This window comes from Lutibacter aestuarii, assembly GCF_042676885.1.
In the GTDB taxonomy this organism is placed as follows: Bacteria; Bacteroidota; Bacteroidia; order Flavobacteriales; family Flavobacteriaceae; genus Lutibacter; species Lutibacter aestuarii.
This window is the reverse complement of the sequence record NZ_JBHTIC010000005.1, coordinates 417438-433021: the sequence shown is the minus strand read 5'-3', so window position 1 is coordinate 433021 and position 15584 is coordinate 417438. Positions and strand designations below refer to the sequence as shown.

Genomic DNA, 15584 nt, shown 5'->3' with positions numbered 1-15584 from the left:
ATTTATATGAATGAATGCTGAAAAAAAGATACATAAAACTGATTTTTTAATTATTGGTTCAGGTATTGCTGGACTTACATTTGCTTTAAAAACAGCAACTCATTTTAAAGACGCCAAAATTACTATAGTAACTAAAAATGAAAAAAATGAATGCAATACCAAATATGCTCAAGGAGGTATTTCAACAGTTTGGGATAAAACAGTAGATTCATTCGATCAACACATAAAAGATACTTTAATTGCTGGTGATGGTATTTGTGATGAAGAAGTAGTTGAAATGGTGGTAAAAGAAGCACCTAAACGTTTACAAGAACTTATTGATTGGGGAACTAAATTTGATAAAGATAAAAATGGAACCTATTCTTTAGGTAGGGAAGGAGGTCACTCACAAGATAGAATTTTACATCACAAAGATATTACTGGAGCTGAAATAGAAAGAGCTCTTATTGAACAAGTTGAAAAATTTGAAAATATCAATTTTTTAACATACCATTATGCAATTGATTTAATAACTGAGCATCAGGTAAAAAAGAAACAAACAAAAAGACAAGAGAAAATTACTTGTTATGGAGCTTATGTATTAGATGAGAAAAAGAGCATTGTTAAAACTTTTTCATCAAAGGTTACAATGTTGGCATCAGGTGGTATAGGTCAGGTTTATATTACTACAACTAACCCAGTAATTGCAACAGGTGATGGAATTGCTATGGCCTATAGAGCAAAAGCTGAAATATCAGATGTTGAATTTATACAATTTCACCCAACAGCACTGTACAATCCAGGAGAATACCCAGCGTTTCTTATTTCTGAAGCAGTTAGAGGTGAAGGAGCAATTTTAAGAGATTTTAATGGAAAACGCTTTATGCACAAATATGATGAACGGGAAGAATTAGCTTCGCGTGACATTGTTGCTCGAGCTATAGACAGTGAACTTAAAAAAAGTGGAGCTCCTTATGTATATTTAGATTGTACACATATTAACTTTGAAGAATTTCAGAAGCATTTCCCAAATATCACTGAAAAATGTATGAGTTTAGGGATTGACGTGAGGAAAGACTTTATTCCAGTATCACCAGCGCAACATTATATTTGTGGAGGTGTAAATGTTAATAAAAAAGGAAAAACCTCCATTAAAAACTTATATGCAAGTGGCGAAGTTACTAGGTCGGGGCTTCATGGAGCAAATAGATTAGCCTCTAACTCATTATTAGAAGGGTTGGTTTTTTCACATAATGCTTTTGAAAATTTAAAAAAACGTTTTTCAAAAATTAAATTTCCGAAGCAAATACCTGTTTGGAATGATAGTGGTGTTGTTAAAAACATGGAAAAAATATTAATTACTCATGATAGAAATGAAGTGAAGACAATTATGAGTAATTATGTAGGAATTGTACGTTCAAATGAACGATTATTACGTGCAGAAAGAAAATTAAAAGTTTTGTATGAAGATAATAAAAGATTATACGACCATTCTGAACTATCGGTAGATTTGTGTGAGCTTAGAAATCTTATTACTACTGCATATTTAATAACGCAATTCTCCAAAACTAGAAAAGAAAATAAAGGTGGTTTTTACAGCGCTGATTTAGTAAATGAGTTATAAATATAATTGTCAATATGTGATAATAAAAAAACCGTTCTTTTGAACGGTTTTTTTATTTTTTATTTACTCATTTCAGTAAAATATTTATAAAATAAAGGAATTGTTTCAATACCTTTTAAGTAATTGAAAACCCCAAAATGTTCGTTTGGAGAATGAATGGCATCGCTATCTAAACCAAATCCCATTAAAATAGTTTTGCTTTTAAGTTCTTTTTCAAATAGAGCAACAATTGGTATACTTCCTCCCGAACGTTGAGGAATTGCAGGAATGCCAAAAGTTTCTGTGTAAGCTTTATTAGCTGCTTGGTATCCAATATTGTCAATTGGAGTAACATAACCTTGACCTCCATGATGAGGTGTTACTTTTACTTTTACAGCTTTTGGAGCTATACTTTCAAAATGTTTTATAAACAAATCAGTAATTTCTTTCCAATCTTGATTTGGAACTAAACGCATAGAAATTTTTGCATACGCTTTACTTGCAATTACTGTTTTGGCTCCTTCACCAGTATAGCCTCCCCAAATACCATTAACATCTAAAGTTGGCCGAATTGAATTTCTTTCATTTGTTGTATAACCTGTTTCTCCATATATATCATCAATATCTAAAGCTTTTTTATAATTTTCTAATGAAAAAGGAGCTTTGGCCATTTCAGCTCTTTCTTGAGACGATAATTCTTCAACCTTATCGTAGAAGCCAGGAATAGTAATATGATTATTAGAATCATGCAAAGAAGCAATCATTTTTGTTAACACATTAATTGGATTTGCAACAGCTCCTCCATATAAACCAGAGTGTAAATCTCTGTTAGGGCCAGTAACTTCAACTTCAACATAACTCAACCCTCTTAATCCAGTAGTGATAGATGGTTGTGAATTTGAAATCATTCCAGTATCTGAAATTAAAATAACATCGTTCGCAAGTTTTTCTTGATTTCGTTCTACAAACCAAGCCAAACTTGATGAGCCAATTTCTTCTTCACCTTCAATCATAAATTTAACATTACATGGAAGATTCCCAGTTTTGGTCATGTATTCCAATGCTTTTACATGCATATACATTTGACCCTTATCATCACAAGCGCCACGTGCAAAAATGGCCCCATCAGGATGTTTTTCTGTATTTTTAATAACAGGCTCAAATGGAGGAGAAGTCCATAATTCTATAGGATCAGCAGGTTGAACATCATAATGCCCATAAACCAAAACAGTAGGTAAATCTTTATTTATTATTTTTTCTCCGTAAACTATTGGGTAACCTGGAGTATCACATATTTCAACGTGGTTGCAGCCAGCTTTTTCCAAAGCTATTTTAATAGCATCGGCAGTATTTAAAACATCTTGACTGTAAGCAGAATCTGCACTAATAGATGGGATTTTTAGTAATTCAATAAGTTCATTTATAAATCTGTCTTTGTGTTGACTAACGTAGGATTTAATATTTTCCATTAAAATTAAAATTTATTTTATTCAAAAATACACATTTTTATCTGATTTAAAATTAATGAAAAAAATATGGAATAACTACTTTGCATTTTCTAAGTATTGTGTATATTTGCAGTCCAATTTCGCGGCTGTGGTGGAATTGGTAGACACGCTAGACTTAGGATCTAGTGCCGCAAGGCGTGGGGGTTCGACTCCCTTCAGCCGCACAAAAGCCTCTCAATATTGAGTGGCTTTTTTTATTCAGGTACAACATTTTGCTGTATTTTGAACTCTAATTTAAATTAATATCAAATCTTAATCTTTAATACTTAATTAAATTATTAGAATGAAGTTGTAATTATAATTATTAAAGTTTAGGTCTTAATCCGACAGGACTCAAACCTTTGATTTTATTCCTTTTGATTATAAGGTCTTAGTAAAATTCTATTTTTTTGTTGTCGATTTGTGAACCAACTATAATATTCAATACTCTAATTTAAGCTTCATCTAATGTAAATGTACAACTTTAATTTAAAGTATATTTTTATTTAGAGTTTAGTAATAATTTAATTATTGAACCTCTTATAAAAATATTTTTTGAGATAGGAATTAGACTATTCAAATCTTAGAGAAAGAGGAACTATTCAAAATTTCATCTAATTAAGATTAAATAAGGCTTCCAAGAGGTATGATATTTTAGTGACACGGAATTACTGCTTTTAGGTTTATAAATAGATTAAATCTATCTCTTAGATTTAACTCTTTAAAAGTTCACTTTCAGCTGACACTACACATGACACTAAACATTGTCAAGGTGATAAGCTAATTTATATGACTTTTTTAATTCAAATTTAATGGGTTAAAATACAATAAAGTTGTTATGAATTGAGAAGAGTTTTTGGATGATGAATAGAGTTGATGTTTTTTAGTTTAAATAAAAAATATATACATTTGTTTTGATATTTATTATTTTTATAAATAATTATTTAGAAATAAAAGCACTTTTTCATAAATTAGAACTTCACCATATTTGGCAAACAAAAATATAAATACTGAGGATAATTTATTAGTAAAGCAGTTGTCTAGAGGTGACCAAAAAGCCTTTGAATCTTTATACAATAAATATCGAGATGATATATATGCCTTTAGCTATAGTTTGTTAAAATCAAAGCACAATGCTGAAGAAATTCTTCAAGATGTTTACCTTCAAATTTGGCAAAATAAACATAAACTAAACCCTAAATTATCATTTAAGTCTTTTATTTTTACCTGTGCGCGTAATGCATCACTTAACTTTTTAAAACGAGCCATAAATGAAAAGTCACTTAAAGAATCTATTTTTTATAAAACTAGTAATTTGAGCAATAATATTTTAGACAAACTACTTAATGATGAGTATGAGGTTCTAAGATTAAAAGCTATTAAAGAACTTCCTCCTAAAAGAAAAATAATTTTCTTAATGTCTCGTGAAGAAGGGAAAAGTTATGAAGAGATAAGTGCAGAATTGAATATTTCAATAAGTACAGTTAAAAATCAAATGAGTAAAGCTTTAGACTCCATAAGAGATTTTCTACAATTAAATACAGACCTTACTTTTTTTATAATTCTTTATTTTATTAAATAATTTGTTAAACCCTTATTAAAATAAGGCTTTTTTTATATTTATAATTAGCTTAATTACTATTTTTTAAATAAATATCATTTTTGAATAGTACAAAAACTATTTTCAAATGTATTATAAGCATAAATCACAATTTTTTATTTGAATGTCAGAAGATAAAAGGATATCACAATTAATTGAAAGGTTTGCTAACAATACCTGTAGTGAAGCTGAAATAGAAGAAATAATACATTTAATTCAAAGTAATAAAGTTTCTGAAAGTCATATTGATGTTGAAAGAATACTAAAATCTTTAAAAAGACCAGAGATACTTGACGATGATAGAGCTGAGAAAATTTATAATAAAATTATAAAATCAACTAATTTTAATAAAGTTCATAAAAGAACAACTAAGATTTTTTCAAAAAACACAATTGAAATATTAGCATATGCAGCTGTTTTTGTGGGTATAATTAGTTTAGCTATTTTAAATAATTATTTCCCATTTATAAATTCAGATCCATCTCTTAATTCATTAATAAGTGAGGAAAATGTAACACTTGAATTAACAAATGGTGAAGTTGAGGTTATAAATCAAAATGCAAATTTAATAGCCAATAAGGAAGGAGAAGTTATTGGTGAAATAAAAAATAATACATTAATATATAATGCCCAAGTTAGTAAGGTAGATTCATTAATTGAATATAATACCATAAATGTCCCCTACGGTAAGAAGTTTGAATTAAGTCTTGCAGATGGTACCCGTGTAAAAATGAATGCGGGTACCTCATTAAAATTCCCAACAAATTTTTCTAATGGAAAAAGTAGAGTAGTCTATTTACAAGGGGAGGCTTTTTTTAATGTTTCTAAAGATAAAGATCATCCTTTCATCGTGAAAACTGAAAATATGGATGTTGAAGTTTTAGGAACTGAATTTAATGTTTCGGCTTATGATAATGATTTGCAAACAGCTGTTTTTTTGGTGGAAGGATCGGTTGAGTTGACAAAAGAAGATAAAGCAGTAGCACCTGTTTTATTAGTTCCTGGACAACTTGGAAGTATTTATCATGATAGAAAAGTAATTTCTGTTGAAAAAGGTATTTCAAATATATATACTTCATGGATGGATGGAAAACTAATATTAAGAAATGTAAAGTTTAATGAACTCCTTAAAAAACTTGAAAGACGCTTTAATGTTTCAATTGAGAACAAAAACAATCAGTTAGGAGATGAAATTTTTAACGCAAATTTTGGAGATGAATCAATTGAAATGGTTTTTAAATATTTAAAAGAAATTCAAGAAATAAACTATGAAATAGAAGGGGATAAAATAGTAATTAAATAGTATAAAATAAATGGATGAAAACTAAATTTAACTAAAATAATCGGAAAATAACGATGTATCTTCCGATTAAAAATTAATCTGACCCGCGAAAATCAAATTAACCATAAAAACTAAATATATGGAAAAACTTTTTAAGTGCAAAAATAGATTTAAATATCTATTCAAAAAAGCAAACCAAATTAAATTATTTCTTTTGTATTTTTTAACGAGTACTTTTGTAACTCAAGCTGCAAGTGAAAATTTTCAATCTGAACCTTTTAACATTAAGTTGCAAAATGTGACTGTTAAAAAAATAATTGATGAAATTGAATTTAAAACAGATTATCGTTTTGTTTATAATGTTGCAGATGTAGATTTAAATAGAGTGCATTCTATTGAAATTAAGAAAGGAGATTTAAAAACAGCCCTAAATAAAATTTTTAAGTCAACAAAAACAACTTTTAAAATTATTGGAGAACAAATAATTTTAAAAAAGTTAAATCAAAATAGTCTAGACAAAGAATCATCTCTTTTAAGTCAAGATCAACAAGAAATATTGGTTTCAGGTAAAATTACAACGCAAATTGGAGAACCATTTCCTGGAGTTAATATAATTATAAAGGGTACAAGCCTTGGTGTAATAAGCAACCTTAATGGAGATTATAGTATAAATGCCAAGCCAAAAGATACTTTACTTTTTAGTTATTTAGGTTATAAAACTCTGCAAATTCCAATCAATTCAAGAACTAATATTGATATAGAAATGTTAGAGGTTGTTGCGGAGCTTAAAGAAGTAGTAATAAACGGAGTCTTTCAAAGAAAGTCTGAAAGTTATACAGGTTCAACAGCAACAATAACAAGCGAAGAATTAAAAAGAACTGGTAGTCAAAATGTTTTTCAGGCTATACAAAACATTGATCCATCTATTGGAATTTTAGATAATTTTGATTTAGGATCTAATCCAAACACGTTACCAGACCTTCAGATTAGAGGAACATCTACATTTCCTCAAAATGAAGAAACCGATACATTTAAAGGAAATTATCTGAAAAACCCTAATCAACCACTTTTTATATTAAATGGTTTTGAGGTTTCTATTGAAAGGGTATTTGATTTGGACTTTAATAGAATAGAAAGATTGACAATTCTAAAAGATGCAGCTTCTAAAGCATTGTACGGTTCAAAAGCAGCAAATGGTGTTGTTGTTATTGAAACCAAAAAATTCTCAGGTGAGGATGCATTAGTAACCTATACTACTAGAGTAGATTTAGAATTACCTGACTTATCAAGTTATAACCTTACCAATTCTTTACAGAAACTAGAAGCTGAAAGAATAGATGGTTTGTATTCTCCATCTACTAATAGTTCAGATAGTTATGTAGAATTATTACAACTTTATAATTATAGATTAAAATTAGCTAAAGAGGGGCTAGATACTGACTGGCTTTCTAAGCCATTACAAAATGGAGTTGGTCAACGTCATTCACTTAGTGTAGAATTAGGGAGTAATGATTTAAAAATATTAGCAAACTTCAATTATAAGAAGAGTATTGGAGTGATGAAGGGATCATTTAGAGAAAATATAGGAGGAGACTTCACAACCTTTTATAGGATTAAAGATTTAAAATTTAGAAATGTAACAAGTGTAATTAGTAATAATTCACAAGAATCTCCTTATGGAACATTTAATGAATATGCAATTATGAACCCATACTGGAGAGCAATAAACATTGATGGAAATATTCCATATTATGCTGAAATAGCTAGTAACGGTACAAGATTTACTAATCCTCTTTACAATTCAACTCTAGATTCTAAAAATGAATCTGGGTATTTTAATTTTGTAAATAATCTTTACTTAGAATGGCAAATCATACCTTCATTAAAAGCAGTTTCAAGAATAGGCATAGACGTTAAAAAGAGTAAAGCTGATGAATTTTATCCTTCAAATCATACCATGTTTGAAAGCTATTCAACTATAGATGATAATCGAAAAGGTTCATACCAAGTTAATAATGGAGAAAGTAGCTATTTATCAGGGGATTTAAATCTGCAATATTCTAAAAGCATCGATAAAAATTTCTTTTTTGGTAATGTTGGGTTTAACATAAGTGAACAAAAGTTCAAAGAAGTTTCTCACCTAGCAGAAGGTTTTCCAAGTAGCAGACTTAATGATATAGTTTTTGCTAGGGAGTATGCACTAGGTTCAAGACCTATAGGAATAAGTGGTCTATCAAGGGATATTGGTTTTCTTGCTGTTGGTTCTTATACTTATGATAATAGATTGCTTTCAGATGCAACATTTAGAACAAGTGCATCATCTCAATTTGGAAATGATAAAAAATGGTCAACTTTTTGGAGTTTAGGTTTAGGTTGGAATTTACATAATGAACAATTTATGAATGATGTATCATATATTGAACAATTTAAAATTAGAGGATCATTGGGTTCTACTGGAAACCAAAACTTTAATGAAAACCAATCTATTGTTACGTATGGTTACTATCTGAATTCACAATATCAAGGCTTTGCAGGGTCACATACGTTAAATGTAGGTAATCCTGGGTTGCAATGGGAAACAAAATTTGATTATAACGCAGGTTTTGATGCAAAATTAAAAAATCTAAGTTTGCGTTTTGATTATTATGAAAGCTATACTCAAAATTTGATAACTGATATTACACTTCCATATTCAACAGGCTTTAATAGTGTTAAAGATAATTTAGGACGTGTTAAAAATAATGGAATAGAATTAAACGGAAGTTATTTGGTATGGAATAAAGGAAAAGACTTTTTCACAGTTAACTTTGGTATTACAACAAATAAAAATAAAATTGTAGAATTATCTGATGCGATGCAAAGTTTTAATGAAAAACAAGAAGCCATAGCTGCGGATAGAGGAAATAACAAACCTGTTCTTAAATATGAAGATGGGATGTCAATGAATGCTATTTGGGCAGTTAAATCTTTAGGAATTGACCCTGCGACTGGAAATGAAATATATGTTAAGCAGGACGGTAGCACAACTTATGAGTGGAGTGCTGATGACCTAATTGTGGTAGGTAATAGTAGTCCAAAATATAAAGGAGTAGTTGGATTTTCAGGTGAATATAAAGGCTTTGGTTTAAGTGTTACTGCTAGGTATTTAGGTGGCGGTCAACTATACAATCAAACATTAGTTGATAAAGTTGAGAATGTTGATATGCTATATAATGTGGATGAACGTGTTCTAACTGGAAGGTGGCGTTTTCCGGGACAAGAGGCTTTATTTAAACGTTTAGGTAATTATAGTGTCGACCTTGATGGAGATAATATTTATACTACACTTCAAGAAAAAACGCGTGCAACTTCCAGATTTGTCCAAGATCGTGATGAGATTGATATAGCTGCAGTAAGCTTTTACTATGATTTTAACAAAAAAGTTACTGAAGCATTAGGTTTTGAACGTCTTAGATTTATGTTTAATATGAATGAAGTTCATAAATTTTCATCCATCAAAATTGAAAGAGGAACTCAGTACCCTTTTGCAAGATCGATGTCATTTTCTTTAACAGCAAATTTCTAAAATGAATTTTATGGAAAAATATATAAAAACAATAGGATCAATATTATTTCTATTAATTATTTTAACTAGTTGTAATAATGATTGGCTTGATGAAACTTCAAGCACACAAATAAGTAGTGATGAACAGTTTAAAACTGAAGAAGGTTTTAAAGATGCATTAATAGGGGTCTATATTGGGATGACATCCCCAAATCTTTATTCTAGAGATATGACCTATAATATTGTTGATCTACTAAGTCAACAATATGTGGCTCTGCCTAATTTAGCTCAATATAATGAAGTACAAAAATTTGAATATAGAACAACTAAATCTACCAATCAAATAGATGCTTTATGGATAAAATCCTATAATGTAATTGCTAATATTAATTTAGCTTTAGAATATATAGATAGAAATAAAAATGTTCTTAATGCTATTGATTATTCAATTATTAAAGGAGAACTGTTGGCTTTAAGAGTGTTTATACACTTAGATATAATGCGTTTATATGGTTATGGCAATTTAGCTGAAAGAGAAAATTTAAAATCCAAATATACAATACCTTACGTTACAAAATTTGGTAAAGATTTAACTACTCAGCTTTCTTATATTGAAACTTTCAATCTAATGGAAAATGATTTGAACGAAGCGCTTCAACTTTTGGAAGAAGATCCCGTTTTTGCAACTAATAAACCTGCAAACTACTATTTAGAAGTTAATAGAAATGGGTTTTATAATAACCGTGAACAACGAATGAATTATTATGCGGCTAAAGCATTACAAGCAAGGCTATTCCAATGGCAAGGAAAGTATGAGCAAGCAGCTATAGCAGCCCAAACAGTTATAAATAACTCTTTTACTAGTCTAATTAACCCCGCAAGTTATCCCATTGAATCTGATCCAATACTTTATCCTGAAATATTATTTAGCCTAGATGTTGAAGGCTTTGCAGATATAGTTAATAGATTTTTAACAGCAGATGATAGTGGAACTAATTATGATGCATTGTATTATACTCAAACACAAATGAATGAAATATTTGAAGCATCTAATGTGAATATTGGATTGACAGATATTCGATATAATACTCTTCTAGATACTCAAACTAAAGGTTTAGTAAGTCTTAAATTATTACAAGATGGAAATGATTATTTGAATCAAATGCCTTTAATGAAGCTTACTGAGATGTATTATATAGTCGCTGAATATAATTTAGATGTAAATCCAGTTATAGCAGTTCAATACTTGAATACGGTTCGTGAGCACAGAGGTATTTTAGAAACCATACCTGAAACGGTAACTATAGAAGAATTAGAGAAAGAATTAATGAAAGAATATAGAAAAGAATTTTTGAGTGAAGGTCAATTATTTTTCTTTTATAAAAGAACGGGGACTTCAAAAATACTAGGTTTATCAGATACTTTTGAATTAAATGATGATATATACGTATTGCCATACCCTGATAATGAACTAGAATTTGGAAATAGATAATTTAAAAATATTAAGAGATGAAAAACTATATATTAATTGCGATTTTAACCATAATGATGATATCATTTACTTCTTGTGAAGAAGAAGAAATAGATTCATTTAGTGCATTGCCAGCTATAAATTTTATTAATAATTCTTCAGATTATTCCTTTATACAAAACACTTCATCAGATTATATAGCAGAAATACCAGTTAAGATAATCGGGAATTCAACGGATTATGATAGATTTTTTTCTGTCGAAATTATAAATGATTCTATTACAACTGCTGAATCAAACTTATATCAGATTTTAGAAGGAAAAGTGGAGGCAGGGCAATTTGAAGGAGCTTTGTTTTTAAATGTTAAAAATGCACCAAAATTAGATACATTGGAAGTTAGTATTCATATGAAAATTATAGATTCAGAAGACTTTAAAAAAGGCAATATTGAGAGTGAAGACTTTACATTTACTTGGAGTAATACTATTATTGTACCAGCATGGACATATTACAGATATTTTTTCTGTAGATATCCTAGTAAAGCAGCATATAGAGCATTTATTGCAGCAACAGGAAGAACTAGTTTTACAATATCAGATTATAGAGAATTAGGACCAACTGGAGCTAAAGTGCTGGGTGTTCAGTTTGGAGATTATATACGTAATTATAATTTGGAGCATCCAAACAACCCATTATTGCATGATGACGGACCTAAACAAGGAGAGCCTATTATACCTATTTATTAAATTTATAGATACCTAAATAACAAAACTTTTAAAATATGAAACTTATAAAATATATATTAGCAACTTTTGTTGTCTTAATTATTTCTATTTCTTGTCTAGATGACACTAGTACATTGGATATAAATGGAATAGCAGGTGTAGAAATTGATACTACTGGTAATAGCTCATTTTCAGTATATCAATTTGATAAATTGATTGTAGAACCTAATTTAAATCATGAGGGGCTTCCTGAAGATAATTTGGAATATCAATGGTCAATAAATTTAGAGCCTAACGATACCCTATACACTATTATAAGTGAAGAACGCAATTTGAATTATGAAGTAAGATTTAAACCTAATGTTTCAGGGAAATTTCATCAATTAGTTTATACGGTTACAGATAAAATTAATGGGTTAGACTATATAATGGCTTGGCCTGTTAAAGTTTTAAATAATATTGGAGAAGGAATTGTAATTGCTGAAACTACTGATAATGTTACAACTGATATTAGTCATATTATGAGTCCAAAAGTAACGACCAATTTTGAAGGAATTAGTGTTAAACATCAAGTGTATTCTTCTATTAATGGTGTAAATATCGCTGGTATTACAAAACAATTGAGATTTGCAAAAGTTTATGGTGTAGATGTAATGTTTGGGATTACGGATGAAAGCATTTATAAAATTAATACTTTAGATTATACGTTTGCAGGAAATAATAATGATTTGTTTTATGCAAATGCAGCTTCATATTCTCCCGATGCTATAGGAGGTGTTTACCAAGGAGATTTATATATAAGTAATGGTAAATTAACCTCAACCTATTTAGGGGCTTCAAGAAGTTTTGGACTTCCTTTTAATTCAAGCTTTTATGTTCCAGGTATTATAGCAGCTAATCCCAATAGTAATCCAGCAGTAGTTATTAACTTTTATGACGAAGTAAATGATCAATTTGTGTATCAGCCATCAATCACACAATTTGGTGACAATACTATGTATGCAGCACCTGCAACTGCAGAAGGAGCATTTAATCCTACTAGTATTGCAAATAAAATTAATTTAGCAGCTGTAGTAAGTACTTCAGGAGAGTTTAAGCATTTATTAAAAGATGAGACAACTGGAAGTGTAGAATTATATGTTTTTGATGCTGGTGGTAGTAATTATCCAAATACAATTCCACCTGCACCTATAGCATCTTACGATTTAAGCAACGCTCCTGATATTTCTCAAGCCAATCAGTTTGTATTATTAAACAATCAAAAGGTATTATATTACGCCACAGACACTAAAATATATGCAGTATTATACGCTTCAGGAACACCAATTTATGAAGAACGTTATACTACAGAGGCTTCAGAAACTATTACAACTCTTCAAGTATATCAACAAGCAGATTACCCTTTAAGAAGCTCTGAGGATTATTTACCATTAAATAACAATGCTTTACTAATGTCCACGTATGATGGAAATGAAGGACGTGTTTATATAATGCCTATTATAAATTTGGGTGTTGGTAACATTGATACAGGTAATATAGAAGTATTTGAAGGTTTTAACCGTATCACTGCAATGGCCACCCAACTCTAATAATGTAGTTAATTATAAGAAAAACTAATGAGAAAAATATTTAAAATAGCTAAGGTGGAGTTAAACATTCTGTTTTACTCCCCTATAGCTTGGCTTATATTAATTATATTTATATTACAATGTGGAGTTGCTTTTACCAATATAATAGATTCTAAAGAAATGAGTCAACAGTTAGGTAATAATCTTAAAAACCTAACAATAAGTATTTTTGGAGGTAATAAGGGCTTTTTTGCTTCAGTTCAAGATAAGCTTTATCTATACATTCCACTGCTTACAATGGGATTGATGAGTAGAGAAATTAGTAGCGGATCAATAAAGCTATTATTTTCTTCACCTTTAACGAGTAAGCAGATTATACTGGGTAAGTTTTTGTCAATGATGCTTTATGGATTATTGTTAGTTATGGTTTTATTTTTAATAGTAATTATAGCTTCATTTAGTATTGAAAATTTAGATTATAAATATTTGTTAGGAGGAATTTTAGGTTTATATATATTGATTTGTACTTATTCTAGTATAGGATTATTTATGTCTAGTCTAACTTCATATCAAGTAGTTGCAGCAATTAGTACTCTAGCAGTACTTGCTGCATTAAATTTTATTGGTTCAGTTGGTCAAAGTATAGATTTTGTTAGAGATATTACGTATTGGGTTTCTATTTCAGGTAGGTCCGACAACTTTATTAATGGATTAATAAGTAGTAAAGATTTAATTTATTTTGGTTTAATTATTTCTCTTTTTCTTTTCTTTACTGTAATGAGATTTGATAAGGGAAGAAAACAAATCAAGCTTCCTAATTTGATTATTAAATATACGGTTATAGTTTTAGTGGTTTTAGGTGTAGGTTACATAAGTTCTTTACCAACATTTGACATGTATTATGATACCACAAGGTATAAAAAGAAAACACTTACAAAAAATACTCAATTATTAATTAGTAAGTTAAAAGAACCAATTAAAATAACTACTTATGTTAATGTAATTAATGGGTATAGCCATTTGGGCTCACCAAAATTTAGAATATTTGATTTAAATAAATTTGATGATTTTACCAGATTTATCCCAGATTTGGAAATGAATTATGTTACGTATTATGATTCAACATTTACTCGTAGAGATGGTCAATTCAAAACACTAGAAGAATTTGCTAAAAGATCTTCTGTTGCTCAAGGCTTTGATTTTGATAAAGTGTTGAAGCCTTCAGAAATTAAAAAACAGATTGATTTAAAAGATGAAAATAATTTCTTTGTTAGAAAAGTAGCCTATAAAGGAAAGACAACAAGTTTACGCATGTTTTATGACATGATTGGTTATCCTGAAGAAGCTGAAATTGCAGCGGCAATTAAAAGGTTATTACAAACTCCTCCAAAAATAGGATTTTTATCTGGCAATGTTGAAAGAAGAATTACTAAAACAGGTGATAAAGAATACAAAGATATCATAAACACTCCAACAAGTAGAAGGTCATTAATCAATCAAGGATTTGATGTTCTTTCTATAAATTTAAATACAGACGCTAAAGAACTTGACTCTATAAGTGTCCTTGTTGTAGCTGATCCAATTGTGCCATATTCAGAACTACAACTTCAAAAGATTAATGAATATATTAGAGCTGGAGGAAATATTATTATTGCCGGTGAGCCTAAAAAAAGGGGTATTTTAAACCCAATTTTAAAGACTTTAGGATTAAAGTTTTCTGACGGAATATTACTTCAAGAATCTGAAAAATTTGAACTTGATTTAATTCAAGCTACAGCGACAAAAGAATCTAAGGATTTTGGTTTTACATTAAATTCAGATGATATTATTAGTTTTTCAGGAGCGATGGGTATTTTAAAAATAGAGGATAGCCTGTTTAATTTTAAACCGATTCTTAAGACGGATAGCACTAAAGTATGGAATAAACTTGAAGCAATAAATTTGCAAACTGACACTTTAAAATTCAATCCAGATATTGAACGTAAATTAGAAATACCAGTTGCAGTGGCTTTAACAAGAACAATTGAAAATAAGCTGCAAAAAATTATGGTTATTGGTGATGCTGATTTTATGAGTAATAAAGAGCTAGGGAGGTTTAATCTTAGTACAAAAAATACTCAATTTACAACAGAAATGTTTAAATGGTTTAGTGATAATGAATTTCCAGTTAATACTTCTAGACCTGAGCCTAATGATAATAAAATTATCATAAATCAAAAGAATATAAAAAATATTAGACTTCTTTTTATAGCAATACTCCCAATTTTACTAGGGGTGTTTTGTATTGTATTATTAATAAAAAGAAAAAGACAATAATACGACCGA

At 29.2% G+C, this 15584-nt stretch carries 9 protein-coding genes and 1 tRNA gene; 9 read left to right on the top strand and 1 reads right to left on the bottom strand.

Annotation, left to right across the window (positions count from 1 at the left end):
* Positions 1 to 10: 10 nt before the first annotated feature.
* Positions 11 to 1603 carry an L-aspartate oxidase gene (gene nadB, locus ACFQZW_RS04455; RefSeq protein ID WP_298265168.1) on the top strand — a complete coding sequence of 531 codons (1593 nt, stop codon included), beginning with the start codon at positions 11 to 13 and terminating at the stop codon, positions 1601 to 1603.
* Positions 1604 to 1662: 59 nt separating this feature from the next.
* Here nadB and ACFQZW_RS04450 read toward each other — a convergent pair whose 3' ends face one another.
* Positions 1663 to 3051: a dipeptidase gene (locus ACFQZW_RS04450; RefSeq protein WP_298265166.1), complete on the bottom strand. Its 1389-nt coding sequence runs from the start codon at positions 3049 to 3051 to the stop codon at positions 1663 to 1665.
* 121 nt (positions 3052 to 3172) lie between these two features.
* Here ACFQZW_RS04450 and ACFQZW_RS04445 point away from each other — a divergent pair.
* From ACFQZW_RS04445 to ACFQZW_RS04410, 8 genes are all read left to right on the top strand, one after another.
* Positions 3173 to 3254, top strand: a tRNA-Leu gene (locus ACFQZW_RS04445).
* 803 nt (positions 3255 to 4057) lie between these two features.
* Positions 4058 to 4651: an RNA polymerase sigma factor gene (locus ACFQZW_RS04440; RefSeq protein WP_386781562.1), complete on the top strand. Its 594-nt coding sequence runs from the start codon at positions 4058 to 4060 to the stop codon at positions 4649 to 4651.
* 142 nt (positions 4652 to 4793) lie between these two features.
* Complete coding sequence (locus ACFQZW_RS04435) at positions 4794 to 5972, top strand: FecR family protein (protein ID WP_386781561.1); 1179 nt, start codon at positions 4794 to 4796, stop codon at positions 5970 to 5972.
* Positions 5973 to 6165: 193 nt separating this feature from the next.
* Positions 6166 to 9516: a SusC/RagA family TonB-linked outer membrane protein gene (locus tag ACFQZW_RS04430; RefSeq protein WP_386781560.1), complete on the top strand. Its 3351-nt coding sequence runs from the start codon at positions 6166 to 6168 to the stop codon at positions 9514 to 9516.
* A gap of 10 nt (positions 9517 to 9526) precedes the next feature.
* Positions 9527 to 10987: a RagB/SusD family nutrient uptake outer membrane protein gene (locus tag ACFQZW_RS04425; RefSeq protein WP_386781559.1), complete on the top strand. Its 1461-nt coding sequence runs from the start codon at positions 9527 to 9529 to the stop codon at positions 10985 to 10987.
* Positions 10988 to 11004: 17 nt separating this feature from the next.
* Positions 11005 to 11712 carry a DUF4843 domain-containing protein gene (locus ACFQZW_RS04420; RefSeq protein WP_386781558.1) on the top strand — a complete coding sequence of 236 codons (708 nt, stop codon included), beginning with the start codon at positions 11005 to 11007 and terminating at the stop codon, positions 11710 to 11712.
* A gap of 35 nt (positions 11713 to 11747) precedes the next feature.
* Entirely contained in the window at positions 11748 to 13280 is a 1533-nt protein-coding gene (locus tag ACFQZW_RS04415; protein ID WP_386781557.1) for a PKD-like family lipoprotein, read from the top strand.
* A 27-nt stretch (positions 13281 to 13307) separates the two neighbouring features.
* Positions 13308 to 15575 (top strand): Gldg family protein, encoded by a 2268-nt coding sequence (locus ACFQZW_RS04410; RefSeq protein ID WP_386781556.1) that lies wholly within the window; start codon positions 13308 to 13310, stop codon positions 15573 to 15575.
* The last annotated feature ends 9 nt before the right edge of the window (positions 15576 to 15584 follow it).

Excerpts from the sequence above, each read along its gene's own strand:
- nadB (WP_298265168.1), top strand. The coding sequence starts at position 11 with ATGAATGCTGAAAAAAAGATACATAAAACTGATTTTTTAATTATTGGT.
- ACFQZW_RS04450 (WP_298265166.1), bottom strand. The coding sequence starts at position 3,051 with ATGGAAAATATTAAATCCTACGTTAGTCAACACAAAGACAGATTTATA.
- ACFQZW_RS04435 (WP_386781561.1), top strand. The coding sequence starts at position 4,794 with ATGTCAGAAGATAAAAGGATATCACAATTAATTGAAAGGTTTGCTAAC.
- ACFQZW_RS04425 (WP_386781559.1), top strand. The coding sequence starts at position 9,527 with ATGGAAAAATATATAAAAACAATAGGATCAATATTATTTCTATTAATT.
- ACFQZW_RS04420 (WP_386781558.1), top strand. The coding sequence starts at position 11,005 with ATGAAAAACTATATATTAATTGCGATTTTAACCATAATGATGATATCA.
- ACFQZW_RS04415 (WP_386781557.1), top strand. The coding sequence starts at position 11,748 with ATGAAACTTATAAAATATATATTAGCAACTTTTGTTGTCTTAATTATT.
- ACFQZW_RS04410 (WP_386781556.1), top strand. The coding sequence starts at position 13,308 with ATGAGAAAAATATTTAAAATAGCTAAGGTGGAGTTAAACATTCTGTTT.